Below are 21,167 nucleotides of genomic sequence, written 5' to 3' on the forward strand. Positions count from 1 at the left end.
AGCGTAACAGGGGGTTGTCCGATGGCAGTCGAGTCCTCACCGCCCCAGGTCACACCTGATGGCCGCGTCGAACTGAGCGACACAGGTCCCATCGAGAACAGCAGGTTCTTCAACCCCGAGCTCGCCCCCGTCCCCGTCGAGCAGCGGACGTGGTCGACCTACAACTTCTTCGCGCTGTGGATGGGCATGGCGCACAACATCCCCAGTTACACGCTCGCGGCGTCGTTGATCGCGATCGGCATGGACTGGGTCCAAGCGTTCCTCACGATCACCCTCGGCAACCTGATCGTGCTGGTCCCGATGCTGCTCAACAGCCACGCGGGCACGAAGTACGGCATCCCGTTCCCGGTGTTCGCCCGCGCGTTCTACGGCATCCGCGGCGCGAACCTGGTGGCGTTGCTGCGGGCGTTCATCGCGTGCGCCTGGTTCGGCATCCAGACGTGGGTCGGCGGCAAGGCGCTGCACGTGATCATCGGCAGGCTGGCCGGTGACGGGTGGACGAAGGCGTCCGTGATCGGCGGGCAGCCGTGGACGTTGTGGCTGTGCTTCTTCGGGTTCTGGGTCGTGCAGATGCTGGTGATCTGGCGCGGCATGGACGCGATCCGGCGGTTCGAGAACTGGACGGCGCCGCTGGTGAGCGTCGGGTTCCTGATCCTGCTCGGGTACGTGCTGGTGAAGGCGGGCGGGTTCGGGCCGATCCTGCACCAGGGCAGCAGCCTCGGCTGGGGGCCGGACTTCTGGAAGGTCTTCTTCCCCGCGCTGATGGGCATGATCGCGTTCTGGTCGACGCTGTCGTTGAACATGCCGGACTTCACGCGGTTCGGCGGGTCGCAGAAGAAGCAGGTGACCGGGCAGATCCTGGGTCTGCCGACCACGATGTCGTTCATCGCGATCGTGGCGATCCTGACGACGTCCGGCGCGCAGGCGCTGTACGGCGAGGCGATCTGGGACCCGGCCGACCTGGCGTCGCGGTTCGACAGCACGCTGCTGGTGATCGTCGCGCTCGTCTCGCTGGTGCTGGCGACGATCTCGGCGAACCTCGCGGCGAACGTCGTGAGCCCGTCCTACGACTTCTCCAACGCGTTCCCGAAGCGCATCTCGTTCGCGGTCGGCGGCCTGATCACCGGCGTGATCGGCATCGTGATCCAGCCGTGGCGGCTGATCTCCGACCCGACCATCTACATCTTCGCGTGGCTCGGGTTCTACGGCGGCCTGCTCGCGTCGGTGGCCGGGGTGTTCGTCGCCGGGTACTGGGTGATGAAGAAGACCCGGCTGGAGCTCGCCGACCTCTACCTGGACGGCCGCGGCGCCTACTGGTTCAACGGTGGCTGGAACTGGCGCGCGGTCGTGGCGACGCTCGTGGGCTCGGTGCTCGCGGTAGGCGGCGCGCACGGCGGGCCGTTCCCCGACGGCGGGCTGATCCCGTTCCTCAAGCCCCTCTACGACTACAACTGGGTCGTCGGCTTCGCGGCCGGCTTCCTGGTCTTCCTCGCTCTGAAGGACAACTCGGCAAAGGAGACGACCAGGTGAGCAACATCATCCGGGCGGCGCTCGTCCAGCAGAAGTGGACGGGCGACAAGGAGTCGATGATCGCGAACGCGGTCGAGCACATCCGCACTGCCGCTTCCCAAGGCGCGCAGGTGCTGTGCCTCCAGGAGCTCTTCTACGGACCGTACTTCTGCCAGGTGCAGGACGCGGACTTCTACTCCTACACCGAGTCCATTCCGGACGGTCCGACCACGCGGCTGATGCAGGAGGTCGCCGCGCAGCACAACATCGTGCTGATCGTGCCGATGTACGAGGTCGAGCAGCCGGGCGTCTACTACAACACCGCGGCCGTGATCGACGCGGACGGCACGTACCTCGGCAAGTACCGCAAGAACCACATCCCGCAGGTCAAGGGCTTCTGGGAGAAGTTCTACTTCAAGCCCGGCAACCTCGGGTACCCGACGTTCGACACGGCGGTGGGCCGCATCGGCGTCTACATCTGCTACGAACGGCACTTCCCCGAGGGGTGGCGCGCTCTCGGGCTCGCGGGTGCGAAGATCGTGTTCAACCCGTCGGCGACCTCGCGTTCGCTGTCCGAGTACCTGTGGAAGCTGGAGCAGCCCGCCGCGGCCGTCGCGAACGAGTACTTCGTCGGCGCGATCAACCGCGTGGGCGTGGAGCCATTGGGAGACAACGAGTTCTACGGCCAGACGTACTTCGTGTCGCCACGCGGCCAGCTCGTCGGTGACGCGGCGTCCGACACCGAGGAAGAGCTCGTCGTGCGCGACCTCGACCTGGACCTGCTGACCGAGGTCCGCGACACGTGGGCGTTCTACCGCGACCGCCGTCCCGACACCTACGAGGGCCTGGTGACGCCGTGAGTGTCCTGATCCGCAACGGCCTGGTCATCAACGCGACCGGCTCACACGCCGCCGACGTGCTGATCGAGGGCGAGCACATCGCGGCCCTCGTGACCCCCGGCTTCGAGGTGCAGGCCGACGAGGTGATCGACGCGGCCGGCAAGTACGTGATCCCCGGCGGCATCGACGCGCACACGCACATGGAGATGCCGTTCGGCGGCACCCAGTCCGCGGACACGTTCGAGACGGGCACGATCGCGGCGGCGTGGGGCGGCACGACCACGATCGTCGACTTCGCGGTGCAGCCCAAGGGAAGCAGTCTTCTGTCCACTCTGGACAAGTGGCACACCAAGGCCGACGGCAACTGCGCGGTCGACTACGGCTTCCACATGATCATCTCCGACGTGACCGACGAGTCGCTGAAGGAGATGGAGTCCTGCATCGCGGCGGGCGTGAACAGCTTCAAGATGTTCATGGCCTACCCCGGCGTGTTCTACGCGACCGACGGCGAGATCCTGCGTGCCATGCAGAAGGCGCGCGAGACCGGTGCCACGATCATGATGCACGCGGAGAACGGCATCGCGATCGACCAGCTCGTCGCGCAGGCGCTGGCGTCCGGGCTGGGCGACCCCGTGCAGCACGGCCTGACCCGGCCACCGGAGCTGGAGGGCGAGGCCACGTCCCGCGCGATCCAACTCGCGAAGGTGACGGGTTCGCCGCTGTACATCGTGCACCTCTCGGCGTCGCAGGCACTGGACGCCGTGACGGCGGCGCGGGACACGGGCCAGAACGTGTTCGCCGAGACGTGCCCGCAGTACCTGTACCTGTCGCTGGAGGACCTGGCGCGGCCGGGCTTCGAGGGCGCGAAGTACGTGGCGTCGCCGCCGTTGCGTCCCAAGGAGCACCAGTCGTCGCTGTGGCGGGGTCTGCGCACCAACGACCTCTCCGTCGTGAGCACCGACCACTGCCCGTTCTGCTTCAAGGACCAGAAGCAGCTGGGCGTCGGCGACTTCTCGAAGATCCCGAACGGCATGCCGGGCGTCGAGCACCGCGTCGACCTGCTGCACCAGGGCGTGGTGAAGGGCGAGATCACCCGCGAGCGCTGGGTCGAGATCGTCGCCACCACGCCCGCGCGCATGTTCGGCATGTACCCGCGCAAGGGCGTGATCGCGCCGGGAGCCGACGCGGACGTGGTGATCTACGACCCGCAGGCGTCCCAGACGATCTCCGCCGACACGCACCACATGGCCGTGGACTACTCGGCCTACGAGGGCTTCGACCTCACCGGCAAGGTCGACACGGTGTTCTCGCGCGGCCGCAAGGTGATCGCCGACGGCGCCTACCACGGCTCGACGGGTCACGGCCGCTTCGTGACCCGCGACCTCAACCAGTACCTCGTCTAGGAAAGGCGCCACCCGTGGACTTCGGTGTAGTGCTTCAGACCGACCCGCCGGCGCGGGACGTGGTGGAAGGCCTCCGCGCGGCCGAGGACTGCGGCTTCCGCTACGGCTGGACGTTCGACTCCTGCGTGCTGTGGCAGGAGCCGTTCGTCATCTACTCGCAGGTGCTCGCCGCCACCCGCGATCTCGTGGTGGGCCCGATGGTCACCAACCCGTCGACCCGCGACTGGTCGGTGACGGCCTCGTTGTTCGCGACGCTGAACGACATGTTCGGCAACCGCACGGTCTGCGGCATCGGCCGGGGCGACTCGGCCCGCCGCGTGATCGGCCAGAAACCGGCCTCCCTGGCCACGTTGGGCTCCGCGATGCACGTGATCAAGGAGCTCGCGGAGGGGCGAGAGGTCGAACACCACGGGACCGCGGTCCAGATCCCGTGGGTGCGCAACGGAAAGCTCGAGATGTGGATGGCCGCCTACGGTCCGCGGGCGTTGAAGATGGTCGGTGAGCAGGCCGACGGCTTCATCCTGCAGACCGCCGACCCGGACATCGCGCGCTGGACCATCGGCTCCGTCCGCGAAGCAGCGGTGGCCGCCGGGCGTGCCCCGTCGTCCATCACGATGTGCGTGGCCGCACCCGCGTACGTCGGCACGGACCTGGCCCACCAACGCGACCAGCTGCGGTGGTTCGGCGGCATGGTCGGCAACCACGTGGCGGACCTCGTCGCGCGGTACGGCGACTCGGGCGTCGTCCCCAAGGCCCTCACCGACTACATCAAGGACCGCGAGGGCTACGACTACGCCCACCACGGCAAGGCGGGCAACCGTTCCACCGACTTCGTGCCGGACGCCATCGTGGACCGCTTCTGCCTGGTGGGCCCTGAATCCGCGCACGTGGAGCGGCTCGAGGAGCTGAAGGAGATCGGCGTCGACAACTTCGCGCTGTACCTGATGCACGACGAGAAGGACAAGACGCGCGACGCCTACGGGTCGGCGATCATCTCCGCCGTGTAGGGCCGTACTGGTCGGAGCCCTGCCGGGCTTGCCTAACGGACCGTGCGGGTCTCGCCGTCCCAACCGTTCCTCAGGCTCGGCAGGAGCTCGGCCAGCTGCACCGGATACACGGTGTCCTCGGCCGACTCCAGCTCCTCCGCGCTCCACCACCGGTGCGCCGTGATCGAGGTTTCCTCGACGTCGTTGAAGCCCGACGTGTCCACGGCCGGGGCCTCGTCGACGGTGGCGTGGAAGAACCACTCCTCGGCGTCGAACGTCTCGCCGTCGAAGCTGAACACCGCGCGGCGGCGCCACACCGGGCCGACGAGCTGGTCGGTGGTGAACTCGAGCCCGGTTTCCTCGAAGGCTTCGCGCAGGGCCGTTTCGCGCAGTTCTTCGCCGTTCTCGACGCCGCCGCCGACCGTGAACCAGAACGACTCCTGCGGGCGGGCCGGGTCGAAGCCCTGGAACAGCAGGACCCTGCCCTCGTTGTCGGTCAGCACGATGCGGGCGGACGGGCGCGGTTTGAGCATCACCGCGTCGGACGGGGTGGCGGGCTCGGCGATCTCGAAGTACGACGGTTGCGGGGCCGTGCCGGCCAGGCGGAGCCAGCGGACGACCCGGCGGCGGCGTTGCAGGAGCGTGTCGCGGACGGCGTCGTTGTGGACCCGGCGGGCGAGCATCACCCGTTCCTCGGCGTCGGCGAGTTCGGCGGCCAGTGCCGGTGCCAGTGCCGAGCGGTCGAGGGCGCCGAGGAGGGCGGAGAGTTCGTTCTCGGCCTGCTCGCGGTCGGCGCGGCCCGCTGCCTCGGCCTGGGAGGCCGCCGCGGAGAGCGCCGGGTCGAGGAGTGCCCGGACGACGACGGCTCGGCGGGCCAGCGCGGCGTCGACCGCTGCCCAGGCCGCGTCGGTTCGGACGTGGAGGCGGTCCAAGCGGTTGGCGATGCGCAGGATCCAGGCGGCCAGCAGCAGGGCGACGAGGACCACGACCAGTGCGGTGGTCATGCCTCGCTCACCCGGCGCGGGTCGGCGGCGATGGCGGTCTCGTAGACGCGCAGCACCTGCGAGGCGACCACCGACCAGTCGAAGGCCTGGACCCGTTGGGACGCAACGGAGACGTACTCGGCGCGCAGGGCGGAGTCGTGCAGCACGGAGCGCAGCGCGTCGGCGAGGGCGCGGGCGTCGCCCACCGGGAACAGCACCCCTGCCTTGCCGTCGTCGAGCACGCGGCGGAAGGCGTCGAGGTCCGACGCGACCACGGCGGTGCCCGCGGACATGGCCTCGGTGAGGATGATGCCGAACGACTCGCCGCCGGTGTTCGGGGCGACGTAGACGTCGACCGACCGCAGCATCCTGGCCTTGTCCTCGTCGCTGACCTGGCCGAGCAGGTCGACGCGGTCGGCGAAGCGGCCTTCGAACGGGTTATCGCCGCGGCCCACGACGAGCAGGCGCAGGCCGGGGAACTCGTCGGCGATCAGGCCGAACGCCTCCCACAGCACCGGCATGCCCTTGCGCGGTTCGTCGTAGCGGCCGACGAAACCGATGGTGCCCTGGGGCCTCGGGTAGCCGTCCAAAGTGGACGCGGAGGCGAAGAAGTCGACGTCGACGCCGTTCGGGATCTCCACCGCGTCGCCGCCGAGGTGCTCGACCTGCACGCGCCGGGCCAGCGCCGACACCGCGATGCGGGCGGTGACCTTCTCGAGGAACGGCTGGAGCACGGGCTGGAACGCGGACAGCATCTTCGAGCGCGGCGTCGAGGTGTGGAAGGTGGCGACGATCGGGCCGTCCGCGACCATCAGCGCGAGGAACGACAGGGAGGGTGCCGTCGGTTCGTGCAGGTGCAGGACGTCGAACCGGTGCTCGTCGATCCAGCGCCGCACCCGCGCGTACGAGACGGGCCCGAAGCTCAGACGCGCCACCGAACCGTTGTACGGGATGCCGACCGCGCGGCCCGCGGACGTGACGAACGGCGGCAGCGCCTGGTCGTCGTCGGCGGGCGCGAGGACGTTCACGGTGTGGCCGAGGCCGATGAGGGCGCGCGCGAGGTCGACGACGTGCGCCTGCACTCCCCCGGGCACGTCGAAGGAGTACGGGCAGACGATCCCGACCTTCACCTGGCTTCCACCTTCACCGCGCGAGCCTCCTGGCCAACGCGGCGCGGCGCTTCTCCGGCAGGTCGGCGAGCCAGAGCTGCTGCAGCATGTGCCAGTCGGCGGGGTGCGCGGCGATGTCGGCGGCGAACACGTCGGCGACCGCCTGCGTGGCGGCCTGCACCGTGCTGACCTTGATCGGCGGGTGGATGCGGAAGTGCCAGCCGTCGTCGGTGAACCAGCACCCGACCGGCAGCAGCGCCGCCCCCGTCGTGGCCGCGAGGTGCGCCGGACCGGCGGGCATCAGCGTCTGCTCGCCGAAGAACGTCACCGGCACGCCCGACGACGTCAGGTCCCGGTCCGCCAGCAGGCAGACGACCTTGTTGTCGCGCAGGCGTTCGGCGAGCACCGTCGCGGGTGGACGGTCACCACCGCTGAGCGGCAGCACCTCGAAGCCGAGCGTCTCGCGGAACTCCACGAACTTCCGGTACAGCGACTCGGGCTTGAGCCGTTCCGCCACCGTCGTGAACGTGCCGGAGTGCCCGACGAGCCACATGCCCGCCATGTCCCAGTTGCCGCTGTGCGGCAGCGCCACCACCGCGCCGGTGCCGTTGCGGATCGCCGCGTCGAGGTTCTCCACCCCGGACACCTGCGAGTCGCACTTCTCGTACGCCTTCTTCAGGTCCATCGACGGCAGCCGGAACGCCTCGCACCAGTACCGCGCGTACGACCGCAGCGAGTCCCGGACGAGCTCGTCCAACTCCTCCTCGCCGGCCTGCGGCACCACCCGTCGAAGGTTCTTCCGCAGCTGCTGAACGCTTGCGCCGTTCTTCTTGGCCGCGTAGTCCGCGCCGACCCGGAACAGCCCCCGCGCCCACGACTCGGGCAGCAACCTGATCAACCGCCACCCGGCGCCGTACCCGAGCGTCGCGAGGTTCACGCCGCCTCCTTGGCGGACTTCGCGACGGCCAGGATCCGCTGCAACACCGTCACGACCGTCATGGCCGCGAGGAGCCACAGCGAGATGTCCATCAGGTACGGCACACCAAGCCCCTGCACACCGGCGCCGACCAACGCCACGATGAACCGCTCGGCCCGCTCGGCCAACCCGCCGTCGGCGTTGAGCCCGGACGCGTCCGCGCGCGCCTTCACGTAGGAGATGACCTGCGAGGCCACCAGGCAGATGAACCCGGCCGCCGCGGTCCACCGGTTGCCGGTGTCGAACGCGTACCAGGTGAGCGCCGCGAACAACGCCCCGTCCGCAATGCGGTCACAGGTGGCGTCGAGCACGGCCCCGAACCGCGTGGGCCCCTGAGCGCGGGCCATCGCCCCGTCGATGAGGTCGAGGAGCACGAAGAACGTCACGAGCGCACAGCCCAGGAACAGCTGCCCGCGAGGAATGAACCACAGAGCGCTGGCGACGGCGCCGATCGTGCCGCCGACGGTCACGGCGTTGGGCGTGAGGCCACGCGCCAGCAGCCACGCCCCGATCGGATCGGTGACGCGCGAGACGGACGCGCGAGCGAAGATGTTCAGCATGGCAGGTCGCAGCCTAGCTGGACTGGTGAAACGCACCGCTCGCGGGTGAGGCGGGACGTCCGGGGCTCAGGTGCGCGCGGGCGCGCTCGGGTGGCCGGCGGGGTGGGCGGGGGTGGCCAGCGGGATGGACGAGCGCGGGCGGCGGACGTGGCCTGCAGGCGGTTGGTGCCCGAAATGGCCGGTTCGCGGGTGCGGCGGGCGGGTGCGGCGCAGGGCGACAGCGGCCTGCATGGACCGTTCACGCGCCACCTTGTTCGAGCGGACCGCTCACGGGACACCACGTTCGAGCGGACCGTTCACGCCTCACGCGCGCCGGACGGAACGGGCGACGGGCCGGGCGAACGCCTTGCAGCGCTCGCGGTCAGCCCGCCCAACCCCCTCACAGATCTCTCAAGCCGGCCCGCGCGAACGAGTCGGCAGTTCTCTCAAGCCGGCTCGCGCAGACGAGCCGGCAGGTCTCAGGACTGCCCGCGTCGACGAGTCGGCGGAACTCTCAAGCCGGCCCTCTCCCACAGGGCCGAACAACTCGAGCCGACCAGCCCAACCAGAGCCGGTGGCCTTCCTCCGAGCCGGCCGGTCGGCCGACTCCATTCACACCGGCCCTCTCCCACAAGGGCCGGCCCGGCTAGCCCAGCCGGCGGTGGTCCTCGGCGATGCGCTTCAGCAACGCCTGCAGTTCCTCCCCTCGCACCGCCAGCCTCTCGAGCCGCCCGAACAGCGCGAGGTACTCGCGCACGTCCAGGGGATCGGTGATGGTGGCGTTGCCGGTCAGCACGCTGACCGTCACCACGCGCTCGTCGTAGATGTGGAAGCCGTGCAGCGCGACGATGTTCGCGTCGACGGACCACGGCACGACGCCCAGGCGGACGTTCGGGCGGCGTTGCAGGGCGGCCAGGTGTTCCACCTGTTCCGCCATCAGGTCGGCCGAGCCCATCCGCCAGCGGAGTGCGCTTTCGGAGAGGACGAACACGAACTGCTTGGCCAGGTCGTCCATCCGGGCTCGGCGGGTGCGCAGGGCGGCCACCGCGGCCTCCTGCTCCGAATGCGGCATCGTCCCCAGCACGACCCTCAGGTAGGACTCGGACTGCAGCAGCGAGGGGACCAGGTTGACCTGGAAGAACCTCGAAGTGGCAGCCCGCGCCTCCACGCGGGTGATCGTCTGCTGGTGGCGGTGCGCTCCTCGGTGCAGCACGACGCGGCGGGTTTCCGCCTCCGCGTGCAGCGACCTGGCGAGTTCGACCAGTTCGATGCGCGTCTCTCTCGCGGCGGCCAGTTCCGCCACGAGACGCTCCACATCCGTCACGGACGGGAGCAGCATGCCGTTCTCGATCTTCGACAGCTTTGACTGGCTCATCCCGGTGGCACGGGCGGTGGCCGTGCCGGTCATCTTCGCCTCGGTGCGCAACCGGCGTAGTTCACGCGAAAGCCGCTCTCTCGCTAATCGCGAACGCTCAGGTGCGGTCATGTTCGCACCGTAACCATTCGCGCACAGTGAGACGATCGGCCATAGGCGGGGACTTGACTCGCAGTTGACACCTCCAGGTGGGTGATCTCACCTACCTGGAATCGCTTTGTGCTGGTGTTACGTCTCGATCGACCGAAGAAATGCACCCGAAAGATGTAACCGAAAGCTATTCCTTGCCACGTGGAAACACGCTCGATTGTCCGCACCGGACAAGGTGAGTGCTTTTTGTCACTCTTTTGTCCAACAATTAGTACGGGCTTCAATCACAGTGAGGTCGACTAAACGCCAGGTTTAGCGCGCTAAACCCCCGAAAACAACAAGACCGCGACGACATCCGGAGGACGTCATCGCGGTCGAGAGCGAAGAACTGTCAGTCGACGGCCTTCCAGCCGTCGGCGAGGAGCTGCCGGGTCTCGCCCAGCAGCTGCGGCAGCACCTTGGTGTGCCCGATCACCGGCATGAAGTTCGCGTCCCCGCCCCACCGCGGCACGACGTGCTGGTGCAGGTGGGCGGCGATCCCGGCGCCGGCGACGACGCCCTGGTTCATGCCGATGTTGAACCCGTGCGGCGCCGCCACGTGCCGGCCGACCCGCATCGCCTTCTGCGTGAACGCGCCGAGCTCGGCGGTCTCCGAGACGGTCAGCGAGGTGTAGTCGGCGACGTGCCGGTACGGCAGCACCATCAGGTGGCCGGGGTTGTACGGGTACAGGTTCAGCAGCGCGAACACCTCGGCCCCGCGCGCGATGATCAACCCGTCCTCGTCGGACAGCGAGACCACCTGGCAGAACGGGCAGCCCGCGGGCTCGTCACCGGCGGCCTTGCCGGCGCCCTGCACGTACGACAGGCGGTGCGGGGTCCACAGGCGCTGCAACGCGTCCGGGACCCCCACACCGTCCTGAGCGGAGTACTCAGGCGTCACGAGAGCAGTTCCGCCGTGGGCGAGGCGTTCTCGCGACGGCCGACCCACTCCACGATCTGCTCCACGGCCCGCTCCACCGGCACGCCGTTGATCTGCGTGCCGTCGCGGAACCGGAACGACACCGCGTTCGCCTCCACGTCCTTGGCGCCGGCCAGGAGCATGAACGGCACCTTCTGCATGGTGTGGTTGCGGATCTTCTTCTGCATGCGGTCGTCGGACGCGTCCACGTCGACCCGGATGCCCTTGGCGCGCAACACCTCGCGCACCGCGAACAGGTGGTCGGCGTTCTCGGACGTCACCGGGATGCCCATGACCTGCACCGGCGCGAGCCACGCCGGGAACGCGCCCGCGTAGTGCTCGGTCAGCACGCCGAAGAAGCGCTCGACCGTGCCGAACAGGGCGCGGTGGATCATGACCGGGCGCTGGCGCGAGCCGTCCGGACCGGTGTACTCCAGTTCGAACTTCTCCGGCAGCATGAAGTCGAGCTGGATCGTCGACATCTGCCAGGTGCGGCCCAGCGCGTCCTTGGCCTGCACGGAGATCTTCGGGCCGTAGAACGCGGCGCCACCGGGGTCGGGCACGAGGTCCAGGCCGGACTCCTCGGCGACCGACGCGAGCGTCGCGGTCGCCTCCTCCCAGATGTCGTCGGGCCCGACGAACTTCTCCGGGTTCTTGGTCGACAGTTCCAGGTAGAAGTCGTCCAGTCCGTAGTCGCGCAGCAGGTCCAGCACGAAGTTCAGCAACGACTTCAGCTCGTCGCGGATCTGGTCGCGGGTGCAGAAGATGTGCGCGTCGTCCTGCGTCATGCCGCGCACGCGGGTCAGGCCGTGCACCACGCCGGACTTCTCGTAGCGGTACACCGAGCCGAACTCGAACATGCGCAGCGGCAGCTCGCGGTACGAACGCCCGCGCGACTTGAAGATCAGGTCGTGGAACGGGCAGTTCATCGGCTTCAGGTAGTAGTCCTGGCCGGGCTTGCGGACGGTGCCGTCCTCGTCGACCTCGGCGTCGAGGTGCATCGCCGGGTACATGCCGTCCTTGTACCAGTCCAGGTGACCGGAGACCTCGAACAGCTTGCCCTTGGTGATGTGCGGCGAGTAGACGAACTCGTAGCCCGCCTCGGTGTGGCGCTGGCGGGAGTAGTCCTCCATCGCCTTGCGAATGATGCCGCCCTTGGGGTGGAACACCGCGAGGCCGGAGCCGATCTCGTCCGGGAACGAGAACAGGTCGAGCTCGACACCGAGCTTGCGGTGGTCGCGGCGCTCGGCCTCGGCGAGACGCTCCAGGTACAGGTCCTGGGCCTCCTGCGACTCCCACGCGGTGCCGTAGATGCGCTGCAGCTGCGGGTTGTTCTCGTTGCCGCGCCAGTACGCGGCGGCCACGCGGGTGAGCTTGAACGCCGGGATGTGCTTGGTGGTCGGCACGTGCGGGCCGCGGCACAGGTCGCCCCAGACCAGCTCACCGGAGCGCGGGTCGAGGTTGTCGTAGATCGTCAGCTCGCCGCCGCCGACCTCCATGATCTCGCTGGTGTCGACGTCGCTCTTGATGTCGACGAGCTCCAGCTTGAACGGCTCGGAGGCCAGCTCGGTCTTCGCGGCGTCGATCGACTCGACGACGCGGCGGGAGAACCGCTGCGAGGACTTGATGATCTGCTTCATGCGCTTCTCCAGCGCCTGCAGGTCCTCGGGCGTGAACGGCTTCTCGACCTGGAAGTCGTAGTAGAAGCCGTCCTTCACGGGCGGGCCGATGCCGAGCTTGGCCTCGGGGAACTGCTGCTGCACGGCCTGCGCCAGCACGTGCGCCGCGGAGTGGCGGATGACGCTGCGGCCGTCCTCGGTGTCGGCCGCGACGGCCTCGACCTCGACGTCGACCTGCGGGACCCACGACAGGTCGCGCAGGTGCCCCTCGGCGTCCTTCACGACGACGATCGCGTCGGACCCCTTGCCGGGGAGGCCGGCTTCGCGCACGGCCGTGCCCGCCGTCGTCCCAGCCGGAACCACCACGCGCGGCGGGTTCTGGGCGACTGCTGGGCGCGACTCGGACACGGTGACTCCTAGATCGAAGAAGATGGTGTGCGGATCAGATGTTATCGGTGCTCAAGATGGACATGACGATCGCGTCGTGGAAGACGCCGTCCCAGAGCAGGGCGTCGCGCAGACGGCCCTCCTCGCGGAAGCCCAGCTTCTTGTAGAGGTGGATGGCCCGCTCGTTGAAGTCGTACACCTCGAGATCCACCCGGTGCAGGCCCCGCTCGTGGAACGCGTGGTCCAGCACGTGCTGGAGCGCGATCGTTCCGTAGCCCCTCCCGAACCCGTCCCACATCGCGATCCGCAGCCCCGCGGACCGGTTGGGAGGGTCGATGGTGAGCACGACCTCGCCGAGGAACTTCCCGTCCTCGGTGATGGCGCGGGTGTAGCGGTTCGGGTCGTTCAGGGTCCGCTCGATGTAGGCCTCGACATCCGCCAGCTCGAACGTCGCGTGAGTGCCCGTGAGCCGGGCGACCTCGCGTTCCTGCGGCCCACCGGCGAGCATGGCGGGGGCGAACTCCAGGCGGAGCGGTACGAGTTCCATGCCTCCGATTGAAGCCGGTCGGCGCAACCGCATTAGCTACGTACACGCTTCTGAGTGGTTTTCCGGATGCGTCACGGCGAGGCGGGCGAGCACTCTGTTCGTCATGTCCGACCTGGTGGTCAAGTGCCCTGTTCGCCTCACCGAGTCCAACCGGGACGATCTGCGCCTGCTGTACGCCGACCTGCGCGACCACTACACGCGCCGCGACGCCCGCAACGGCACGCGCACGGCCCTGCACTTCCTGTGGTCGGGCAAGCTCGACGAGGAGCTCTTCGGCGCGACCTTCGCCGACCAGAGGCACGTTTTCGCTGGTACGAGGCCCGTGCTGAACTCCGCGAAGAATCCTGAAGGACTTCAGGAAACGAACAGGTGGCTGTCAGCCCCAGCTCAGCAGAGCGGCGCATCGTTGAGGACATGAGCGAGCAGGGACAGACGCCTCCACCGCAGGAGCCGTCAGGGGACACACCGCGGGCCGACCGGCCCGCACCGGACCAGGCGACGACCCCGCTGCCGGCCGACACGACGGCCACGCCTGGCCAGCAGCCCACCGCGGGCACGACACCTGGCCCGCAGCCAGAACCCCAGCAGCCAGAACCCCAGCAGGCACCACCGGCCGCCACCGCCGCGGAGCCACCTCCCGCCGCGGCCCCGGTTCCCCCGGTGCCTCCGGCCCGCCGCGGTCGCGTGCGGAGAGTCGCCGGCCACCGGGCTACCCAGCTCGTCGCCGTAGGCCTCCTCGGCCTGGTGCTGGGCGGTGGCATCGTGGGTGCCGTGGCAGCGAACCGCGGAGACCACCGCGGCGGACCCGGCCACGTGCGGATGTACGAGCGCGGCGAACGCGGCCCCGATCGCGGTGACACCAACCGCGGTCCCGGCGACCGCTTCGACCAGCGCGGCCCCTTCGGTGAGGGCCGTCCCGGCGACCGCTTCGAGCGGTGACCGACCGAGCGCACGGCACCGCGTCCTGCCGATTCCCCGACGCCCGACGCGGGCCGTGCGCTCCCCAAAACCAGGAACGCGCGTCACGGCCGGATTAGTCCCCCTCGTTCAGCCGTGACGTGCGTTCCGCCCTAACGCCCTAGTGACCCTGCGGTCCCAGCCGGATCGCGAGCAGCTGCCGCCGCACCACCTTGCCGGTCGCGTTGCGCGGCAGCTGCGGCACGACCACGACCTCGCGCGGGACCTTGTGCCGCGCCAGCCTCGTGCGCACGAACTCGCGCAGCTCGCGCACGTCGATCCGCGTCCCCGCCACCGGCACCACGAACGCGCGCAACCGTTGCCCGTACTCGGCGTCGGGCACGCCGAGCACCGCCGCGTCGCGCACCCGGTAGTGCGTCATCAGCAGGTTCTCGACCTCGACCGGGTACACGTTCTCGCCGCCGGAGACGATCATGTCGTCCTCGCGGCCGTCGAAGTACAGCCGGCCGCTGGGGTCGAAGTGGCCGAGGTCGCCGGTCGACACGAGGCCTTCGATGGAGTCCTTCTGCGTGCCGTCCGTGTACAGGTCCACGGTCAACGAGCCGCGTACGTAGATGCGGCCGGTCACGAACGAACGCGTGATGCGGTTGCCCTCGTCGTCGTAGATCCGCACGACGCAGTTGTGCGGCGGCAGGCCGACGCTGGACGGCGCGGCCGCGAGGTCCTCCGGCGTGGCGACGGTGGCGACGGCGACTTCCGTTGAGCCGTAGAGGTTGTAGAGCACGGGCCCGAGCACGGCCTGGGTGCGCTCGACGAGGTCCGGCGAGATCGGCGCGCCGGAGGAGAACACGACGTTCAGGTGCGACAGGTCGAACGACGCGAGCACGTGCCGGTCGAGCTCCATGATCCGTTGCAGCATCGTCGGCACCAGGACCAGCGTCGTGCACCGCTGCCCCTGCACCGACCACAACGTCTTGCGCGGGTCGAACCGGCGGTGCAGCACCGCGCGCGAGCCCAGCGACATCGCGAGCGTCAGGTGCGAGTAGCCGACCGAGTGGAAGATCGGCGCGGCGATGAACGTCGACTCGCCGGAGTGCATCGGGATGCGGTCGAGGAAGTCCGACGCCGTCAGCACCGACTTGATCTCGCGGGCCGTGCCCTTCGGCGTGCCGGTCGTGCCGGAGGTCAGCTGGATCACGACACCGGGCTCGCGCGGCGGTTCGAGCTCGCCTCGGGGCGCCTTGGCGACCAGCTGGTCCAGCGTCGGCGTGCGGCGGTCCAGCCCGTCGCGCGACCACGCGAGCCAGCGCGGGATCGACGGCGGCAGCTGGTGGAACAGCGGCGTGAACTCCTCGTCGTGGATCACCAAAGACGCGCGTTCGCGTTGCAGCAGGTCCAGGACCACGGGGGCGGCGAAGCCCGTGTTGACCAGCAGCACCCGCACGCCGAGCTTCGCGCACGCCAGCAGCGACTCGACCATGCCGCGGTGGTTGCGGCACATCAACGCGACGATGTGCGTGTGCTGGACGCCCAGCGAGCGCAGCCCCTGCGCGATCGCGTTGGAACGCCGGTCGAGTTGCCGGTAGGTCACCGAACCGCGTTCGTCGACGATCGCGACGCCGTCCGGGTTCAGCCGCACGGACCGGCGCAGCGCCGTCACGTTCGGCCCCCAGATCTTGACCTCTCGCAGCGCCTCCACGGACATCTTGAGGTTCGTGAGACTCACCATGCCCGCGGCGGACAGAACACGGAGTGAGTGCACCCGGCCCATGGCGTCGCGAAACACCTTGCGCAACCCTGGCATCAACAGCTCCTCGCGCTGCAAGTCCCCGAGGTATTCGGACGGTAACTGTCCGCAAGACCCAAGCCAAGCCTTGTTCCATGCGGAATTCGCATGACAACGGGACATGTGGACGTGTAAACGTTTACACGTGCCGTGTACCCGCCAGGGCAGCCTGCCACACTGCTGCGTTGGAAGGAGTCTGACCGGTCAGACCAGGAAGCCGCGCAACAACGACGCCGTCCCGTCGAGGTGTTCGGCCATCGCCTGCCGGGCCGTGGCGGGGTCTCCGTCCAAAATGGAAGCGATGATGCGCTCGTGCTGGGCGTTGGAGTGCGCGAGGTTCGGTTCGAGCAGCGGGATGTGGTCGAGCAGCTCGTTGGCCCGCATCCGGGACTCGGCGACGGCCGCGGTGAGCGCGGCGGACCCGGTGGCCTCGGCGATCGCGAGGTGCAGCCGCGAGTCCTTGCGGCGATATTCGGCGAGCGTTGAAGTGGACGCTTCTTCCAGGCGAGCGCGCAACCCCCGGCGTTCGGCGGGCCCCAGCGACCGTCCCGCGGCCGTCTCCGCCGCGCCGGTCTCCAGCACCCTGCGCAACGTCAGCACGTCGTGCAGGTCGCCGAAGTCCTTGCCGGGCGCGGACTTCGGCAGCACCTCGTTGACGAACGTGCCGCCGTAGCGTCCCCTTCGGGACTCGACGTAATGGTTCTCCTGCAACGACCTGATGGCCTCGCGCACGGTCACCCGGCTCACGCCGAGCCGGGTGGCCAGGTCTCGTTCGGACGGCAGCCGCTCCCCCGGCGCGACGACGCCGAGCCGGATGGACTGCATGAGCCGTTCGACGGTCTCCTCGAACGCGTTGCCCGCCCGCACGGGGCGGAACAACGCGTCCTGCGCGTGCTCCATCATGTCTAGAGCGGTGTCACGTACGCGCCGGCGATGCCGCCGTCCACGAGGAAGTTCGACGCGGTCATGAACGAGGCGTCGTCGGAGGCCAGGAACGCGACCGCGGCGGCGATCTCCTCAGGTTCGGCGAACCGACCGAGCGGTACGTGCACGAGCCGGCGGGCGGCCCGCTCCGGGTCCTTCGCGAACAGTTCCTGCAGCAGCGGGGTGTTCACCGGGCCGGGAGACAACGCGTTGACGCGGATGCCCTCGCGCGCGAACTGCACACCGAGCTCACGCGACATCGCGAGCACGCCGCCCTTCGAGGCGGTGTAGGAGATCTGCGACGTCGCCGCGCCCATCGTCGCCACGAACGACGCCGTGTTGATGATGGAACCCTTGCCGTTGGCCTGCATGTGCGGGATGGCGTACTTGCAACACAAATAAACCGACGTGAGGTTCACCTTCTGCACGCGGTCCCACGCCTCGATGCCCGTGGTCAGGATCGAGTCGTCGTCGGGCGGCGAGATGCCCGCGTTGTTGAACGCGATGTCCAGCTTGCCGTAAGTGTCCACAGTGGTCTGGAAGAGGGCTTTGACCTGTTCCTCGTCGGTCACGTCGACCTGGACGAACAGCCCGCCGACCTCGTCCGCCGCCGCCTTGCCGCTCGTCGGGTCCAGGTCCGCGATGACGACCTTCGCGCCCTCGCTCGCGAACCGGCGCGCGGTCGCGAGTCCGATCCCGCTGCCGCCACCCGTCACGACGGCCACGCGGCCCTCGAGTCGCTGCACCATCTCTTGTTCTCCTCAGGTTCGCCGGATCAGGTCTGCCGGATCAGGTAGCGATGAAGACGTTCTTGACTTCGGTGAACGCGTCGAGCGCGTCGGGGCCGAGCTCACGGCCGAGCCCGGACTGCTTCACGCCGCCGAACGGAGTCCAGTAGCGGACGGACGAATGCGAGTTCACCGACAGGTTTCCGGCCTCGACGGCACGGGAGACGCGGATCGCGCGGCCGACGTCGTTCGTCCAGATCGAGCCGGACAGGCCGTACTCCGAGTCGTTCGCGATCCTGATCGCGTCGGCCTCGTCGGTGAACGGCAGCACGACGACGACCGGGCCGAAGATCTCCTCGGTGACCGTCACGTGGTCGGCGGGCGGCGTGAGCACCGTCGGCGGGAACCAGAAGCCGGGTCCGTCCGGCGAGGTGCCGCGGAACGCCACGTGCTCGTCGTCTGGCACGTAAGACGCCACCTTGCCGAGGTGCGCCGCGGTGATGAGCGGCCCCATCTCGGTGGCCTCGTCGCCGGGCTCGCCGACCTTGACGCCCTTGACCGCGGGCTCCAGCAGTTCCATGAACCGGTCGTAGACGCTCGCCTGCACCAGGATCCGCGACCGGGCGCAGCAGTCCTGCCCGGCGTTGTCGAACACCCCGTACGGCGCGGTGGCGGCGGCCTTCTCCAGGTCCGAGTCGGCGAAGACGATGTTCGCGGACTTGCCGCCGAGTTCCAGCGTCACCCGCTTCACCTGGTCCGCGCAGCCCGCCATGATCTGCTTGCCGACCTCGGTCGAGCCGGTGAAGACCACCTTGCGCACCAACGGATGCGTGACGAACCGGTTGCCGACGACGCTGCCCTTGCCCGGCAGCACCTGGAAGACGCCCTCGGGGATGCCCGCCTCCAGCGCCAGCTCGGCGAGCCGGATCGCGGTCAGCGGCGTCACCTCGGCGGGCTTGAGCACGACCGTGTTGCCGGCGGCCAGCGCCGGGGCGAAGCCCCAGCCGGCGATGGGCATCGGGAAGTTCCACGGCACGATCACGCCGACGACGCCGAGCGGTTCGTGGAACGTGACGTCGAGGCCGCCCGCGACCGGGATCTGCTTGCCGAACTGGCGTTCCGGCGCGGCCGAGTAGTACTGCAGGACGTCGCGGACGTTGCCCGCCTCCCACCGCGCGTTGCCGATGGTGTGGCCGGAGTTCTCGACCTCCAGCAGCGCGAGCTCCTCGACGTGCGCGTCCACGATCTCGGAGAACTTCCGCAGCAGCCGGGCGCGGTCGCCGGGGGCCACGTGCCGCCAGGTCTCGAACGCCTTCTGCGCGCGGCCGATCGCCGCGTCCGTGTCGCCGAGCGTGGTGTGCGGGACGGACCGCACCACCTTCTCGGTGGCGGGATTGATGACGTCAAAGGTCACGGCGTTTTGCTCCTTGCCACGTCCACGAGTGCTTCGAACAGCCTCAGGTCTTCGATGTCCTGCTCCGGGTGCGACTGCACGCCGACGACGAACCGCGCGCCCTCCAGTTCGACGGCCTCGACCGTGCCGTCCGGGGCCTGCGCGGTGACCTTCAGCCCGTCCGCGATCCGGTCCAGCGACTGGTGGTGATGGCATTGAACGGTCGTTCGATCGCCGAGGACGCGGTGCAGCGCGGAGCCCCGCGCGACGGCGATCTCGGTGTGCTCGAACACCGCGGGCGCCGGGTTGTGACCCTCGATGTGCTGGTGCAGCGTGCCGCCGAGCGCCACGTTGAGCACCTGCATGCCGCGGCACACGCCGAGCACCGGCAGGTCGAGCTTCAGCGCGGCCTCGACCAGCGCGAACTCGGCGTCGTCGCGGTCGCGGCGAGGCTCGCCGGTCAGCTCGTGCTTCTCGGCGCCGTAGGTGGCGGGGTCGATGTCCGCGCCACCGGCGATCACCAGGCCGTCCAGGAACCCGATGGTCTCGGCGTTCCAGGTGCCGACCGGCGGCAGCATGACGGGGTTGCCGCCCGCCTTGACCACGCAGTCGAGGTAGCCGCGGTAGAGCACCGCGGCCTCCACGTCCCAGTGCCCGAAGCGCGTGCGCTCCAGGTAGGTGCTGATGCCGATGAGCGGCTTAGAGGCGTTCAAACCCGCGTACCTTCTCCCAGTCCGTGACGGCCGCCTCGAACGCGTCCAGCTCGACCTTGGCCGCGTTCAGGTAGTGGTCGACGACGTCCTTGCCGAACGCGTCGTGCGCGATCTGGCTGCCCGCCAGCAGGTTCGCCGCTTCCTTCAACGTCGTGGGCACGGTCGGCCGGTCGGACGCGTAGGCGTTGCCGACGAACTCGTCCTCCAGCTCCAGCTTCTGCTCGACGCCGTGCAGGCCGGCCGCGATCAGCGCCGCCACCGCGAGGTACGGGTTCACGTCACCGCCGGGCACCCGGTTCTCGAACCGGAGCGACTGGCCGTGGCCGACGACTCGCAGTGCGCACGTGCGGTTGTCCCGTCCCCACGCGACGGCGGTCGGTGCGAACGAGCCCTCCACGAAACGCTTGTAGGAGTTGATGTTCGGGGCCAGGAAGTAGGTGAGCTCGCGCAGGCCCGCCAGCTGTCCGGCGAGGAAGTGCTTCATCAGCTCGGACATGCCGTGTCCCTCGGCGAAGACCGGCTCGCCTTCCTTGGACCGCAAGGAAAGATGAATGTGGCAGGAGTTGCCCTCGCGTTCGTTGTACTTCGCCATGAACGTGAGCGCCTTGCCCTGCTGGGCCGCGATCTCCTTGGAGCCGTTCTTGTAGATCGCGTGCTGGTCGCACGTGCGCAACGCCGTCGTGTACTTGAACGCGATCTCGTGCTGGCCGGGGTTGCACTCGCCCTTGGCCGACTCGACGGTCAGGCCCGCGCCCGTCATGCCGTTGCGGATGGCGCGCAGCAACGGTTCCACCCGCGCGGTGCCGAGCAACGAGTAGTCGACGTTGTACTGGTTGGACGGCGTGAGGTTGCGGTAGCCGGCGTTCCACGCCTGCTCGTAGCTGTCGTCGAAGAGGATGAACTCCAGCTCGGTGCCGACGTAGCAGTCCAGGCCCAGCGCTTCGAGCCGGTCGAGCTGCTTGCGCAGGATCTGGCGCGGCGAGGCGACGACCGGGTCGCCGTTCTCCCAGACGACGTCGCACATGACGAGCGCGGTGCCCTCCTGCCACGGCACGCGGCGCAACGTGTCCAGGTCGGGCTTCATCACGAAGTCGCCGTACCCGCGGTCCCAGCTCGACATCTCGAAACCGCTGACGGGGTTCATCTCGACGTCGACGGCCATCAGGTAGTTGCAGCCCTCCGCGGAATGGCCGAGGACGTCGTCGAGGAAGTACTGCGCGGCACAACGCTTGCCCTGCAGGCGTCCCTGCATGTCCACGATCGCGACCAGGACGGTGTCGATCTCACCGGCGTCCACGGCCGCGCGCAACTCCTCGACGGTCAGCATCTCCGCGTTCCTCCAAAGGTATGTCTGCGAGCCATTGGCGGCACCATCTTGACACCGC

At 69.0% G+C, this 21,167-nt stretch carries 20 protein-coding genes; 6 read left to right on the top strand and 14 right to left on the bottom strand.

Annotation, left to right across the window (positions count from 1 at the left end; all coding sequences use genetic code 11):
* Positions 1-21 precede the first annotated feature (21 nt).
* From ACFWNN_RS28155 to ACFWNN_RS28170, 4 genes are read left to right on the top strand one after another with little or no spacing between them, the layout of a single operon-like run.
* Complete coding sequence (locus tag ACFWNN_RS28155; RefSeq protein ID WP_382442941.1) at positions 22-1,530, top strand: NCS1 family nucleobase:cation symporter-1; 1,509 nt, start codon at positions 22-24, stop codon at positions 1,528-1,530.
* On the top strand, positions 1,527-2,369 hold the full coding sequence (locus ACFWNN_RS28160) for a nitrilase-related carbon-nitrogen hydrolase (RefSeq protein WP_285641124.1): 843 nt from the start codon (positions 1,527-1,529) through the stop codon (positions 2,367-2,369). The genes ACFWNN_RS28155 and ACFWNN_RS28160 overlap by 4 nt, the downstream gene beginning before the upstream one ends.
* Positions 2,366-3,751, top strand: coding sequence for a dihydropyrimidinase (gene hydA, locus ACFWNN_RS28165; RefSeq protein WP_382442942.1), 1,386 nt, complete (start codon positions 2,366-2,368; stop codon positions 3,749-3,751). Before ACFWNN_RS28160 ends, hydA begins: the two co-directional genes overlap by 4 nt.
* Positions 3,752-3,765: 14 nt before the next feature.
* Positions 3,766-4,758: a TIGR03842 family LLM class F420-dependent oxidoreductase gene (locus ACFWNN_RS28170; RefSeq protein WP_382442943.1), complete on the top strand. Its 993-nt coding sequence runs from the start codon at positions 3,766-3,768 to the stop codon at positions 4,756-4,758.
* Between the two features lie 32 nt (positions 4,759-4,790).
* On the opposite strand, the gene ACFWNN_RS28175 is transcribed toward ACFWNN_RS28170, so the two are convergent.
* The 8 genes from ACFWNN_RS28175 to ACFWNN_RS28210 form a co-directional block, all read right to left on the bottom strand.
* On the bottom strand, positions 4,791-5,741 hold the full coding sequence (locus ACFWNN_RS28175) for an NUDIX hydrolase (RefSeq protein WP_382442944.1): 951 nt from the start codon (positions 5,739-5,741) through the stop codon (positions 4,791-4,793).
* Complete coding sequence (locus ACFWNN_RS28180; protein WP_382442945.1) at positions 5,738-6,850, bottom strand: glycosyltransferase family 4 protein; 1,113 nt, start codon at positions 6,848-6,850, stop codon at positions 5,738-5,740. The genes ACFWNN_RS28175 and ACFWNN_RS28180 overlap by 4 nt, the downstream gene beginning before the upstream one ends.
* A gap of 13 nt (positions 6,851-6,863) precedes the next feature.
* A complete protein-coding gene (locus tag ACFWNN_RS28185; protein WP_382442946.1) occupies positions 6,864-7,766 on the bottom strand; it encodes a phosphatidylinositol mannoside acyltransferase in 903 nt (300 codons plus the stop codon).
* Positions 7,763-8,365 carry a phosphatidylinositol phosphate synthase gene (pgsA, locus tag ACFWNN_RS28190; protein ID WP_382442947.1) on the bottom strand — a complete coding sequence of 201 codons (603 nt, stop codon included), beginning with the start codon at positions 8,363-8,365 and terminating at the stop codon, positions 7,763-7,765. Before pgsA ends, ACFWNN_RS28185 begins: the two co-directional genes overlap by 4 nt.
* A 625-nt stretch (positions 8,366-8,990) precedes the next feature.
* Entirely contained in the window at positions 8,991-9,830 is an 840-nt protein-coding gene (locus tag ACFWNN_RS28195; protein ID WP_382442948.1) for a helix-turn-helix domain-containing protein, read from the bottom strand.
* A 370-nt stretch (positions 9,831-10,200) separates the two neighbouring features.
* Positions 10,201-10,749 (bottom strand): HIT family protein, encoded by a 549-nt coding sequence (locus tag ACFWNN_RS28200; protein WP_382442949.1) that lies wholly within the window; start codon positions 10,747-10,749, stop codon positions 10,201-10,203.
* On the bottom strand, positions 10,746-12,752 hold the full coding sequence (gene thrS / locus ACFWNN_RS28205; RefSeq protein WP_382443051.1) for a threonine--tRNA ligase: 2,007 nt from the start codon (positions 12,750-12,752) through the stop codon (positions 10,746-10,748). Before thrS ends, ACFWNN_RS28200 begins: the two co-directional genes overlap by 4 nt.
* 76 nt (positions 12,753-12,828) lie before the next feature.
* On the bottom strand, positions 12,829-13,320 hold the full coding sequence (locus tag ACFWNN_RS28210; protein ID WP_382442950.1) for a GNAT family N-acetyltransferase: 492 nt from the start codon (positions 13,318-13,320) through the stop codon (positions 12,829-12,831).
* Between the two features lie 103 nt (positions 13,321-13,423).
* On the opposite strand from ACFWNN_RS28210, the gene ACFWNN_RS28215 reads away from it, so the two are divergent.
* Positions 13,424-13,738 (top strand): hypothetical protein, encoded by a 315-nt coding sequence (locus ACFWNN_RS28215; RefSeq protein ID WP_382442951.1) that lies wholly within the window; start codon positions 13,424-13,426, stop codon positions 13,736-13,738.
* A complete protein-coding gene (locus ACFWNN_RS28220) occupies positions 13,735-14,259 on the top strand; it encodes a hypothetical protein (protein ID WP_382442952.1) in 525 nt (174 codons plus the stop codon). The genes ACFWNN_RS28215 and ACFWNN_RS28220 overlap by 4 nt, the downstream gene beginning before the upstream one ends.
* Before the next feature lie 139 nt (positions 14,260-14,398).
* Here the strand turns inward: ACFWNN_RS28220 and ACFWNN_RS28225 are convergent, their stop codons facing one another.
* The 6 genes from ACFWNN_RS28225 to ACFWNN_RS28250 form a co-directional block, all read right to left on the bottom strand.
* The gene (locus ACFWNN_RS28225) at positions 14,399-16,042 is read right to left on the bottom strand and encodes an AMP-binding protein (RefSeq protein WP_382442953.1); all 1,644 of its coding nucleotides are present in this window, start codon (positions 16,040-16,042) and stop codon (positions 14,399-14,401) included.
* Positions 16,043-16,228: 186 nt separating this feature from the next.
* The gene (locus tag ACFWNN_RS28230) at positions 16,229-16,927 is read right to left on the bottom strand and encodes a FadR/GntR family transcriptional regulator (protein ID WP_382442954.1); all 699 of its coding nucleotides are present in this window, start codon (positions 16,925-16,927) and stop codon (positions 16,229-16,231) included.
* A 2-nt stretch (positions 16,928-16,929) separates the two neighbouring features.
* Positions 16,930-17,697 (bottom strand): 3-oxoacyl-ACP reductase, encoded by a 768-nt coding sequence (locus ACFWNN_RS28235; protein ID WP_382442955.1) that lies wholly within the window; start codon positions 17,695-17,697, stop codon positions 16,930-16,932.
* 40 nt (positions 17,698-17,737) lie between these two features.
* Positions 17,738-19,090 (bottom strand): aldehyde dehydrogenase family protein, encoded by a 1,353-nt coding sequence (locus ACFWNN_RS28240; RefSeq protein ID WP_382442956.1) that lies wholly within the window; start codon positions 19,088-19,090, stop codon positions 17,738-17,740.
* A complete protein-coding gene (locus ACFWNN_RS28245; protein ID WP_382442957.1) occupies positions 19,087-19,782 on the bottom strand; it encodes a gamma-glutamyl-gamma-aminobutyrate hydrolase family protein in 696 nt (231 codons plus the stop codon). The genes ACFWNN_RS28240 and ACFWNN_RS28245 overlap by 4 nt, the downstream gene beginning before the upstream one ends.
* Positions 19,769-21,109: a glutamine synthetase family protein gene (locus tag ACFWNN_RS28250; protein ID WP_382442958.1), complete on the bottom strand. Its 1,341-nt coding sequence runs from the start codon at positions 21,107-21,109 to the stop codon at positions 19,769-19,771. Before ACFWNN_RS28250 ends, ACFWNN_RS28245 begins: the two co-directional genes overlap by 14 nt.
* Positions 21,110-21,167 lie beyond the last annotated feature (58 nt).

Source organism: Lentzea sp. NPDC058450 (assembly GCF_042721395.1).
Classification (GTDB): domain Bacteria; phylum Actinomycetota; class Actinomycetes; order Mycobacteriales; family Pseudonocardiaceae; genus Lentzea.

Bases quoted from the DNA above. Each gene is read 5' to 3' on its own strand.
- ACFWNN_RS28195 (WP_382442948.1), bottom strand. From the start codon at position 9,830: ATGACCGCACCTGAGCGTTCGCGATTAGCGAGAGAGCGGCTTTCGCGT.
- pgsA (WP_382442947.1), bottom strand. From the start codon at position 8,365: ATGCTGAACATCTTCGCTCGCGCGTCCGTCTCGCGCGTCACCGATCCG.
- ACFWNN_RS28175 (WP_382442944.1), bottom strand. From the start codon at position 5,741: ATGACCACCGCACTGGTCGTGGTCCTCGTCGCCCTGCTGCTGGCCGCC.
- ACFWNN_RS28220 (WP_382442952.1), top strand. From the start codon at position 13,735: ATGAGCGAGCAGGGACAGACGCCTCCACCGCAGGAGCCGTCAGGGGAC.
- ACFWNN_RS28230 (WP_382442954.1), bottom strand. From the start codon at position 16,927: ATGATGGAGCACGCGCAGGACGCGTTGTTCCGCCCCGTGCGGGCGGGC.
- ACFWNN_RS28250 (WP_382442958.1), bottom strand. From the start codon at position 21,109: ATGCTGACCGTCGAGGAGTTGCGCGCGGCCGTGGACGCCGGTGAGATC.
- ACFWNN_RS28155 (WP_382442941.1), top strand. From the start codon at position 22: ATGGCAGTCGAGTCCTCACCGCCCCAGGTCACACCTGATGGCCGCGTC.
- ACFWNN_RS28225 (WP_382442953.1), bottom strand. From the start codon at position 16,042: ATGCCAGGGTTGCGCAAGGTGTTTCGCGACGCCATGGGCCGGGTGCAC.
- ACFWNN_RS28210 (WP_382442950.1), bottom strand. From the start codon at position 13,320: ATGGAACTCGTACCGCTCCGCCTGGAGTTCGCCCCCGCCATGCTCGCC.
- ACFWNN_RS28215 (WP_382442951.1), top strand. From the start codon at position 13,424: ATGTCCGACCTGGTGGTCAAGTGCCCTGTTCGCCTCACCGAGTCCAAC.
- ACFWNN_RS28235 (WP_382442955.1), bottom strand. From the start codon at position 17,697: ATGGTGCAGCGACTCGAGGGCCGCGTGGCCGTCGTGACGGGTGGCGGC.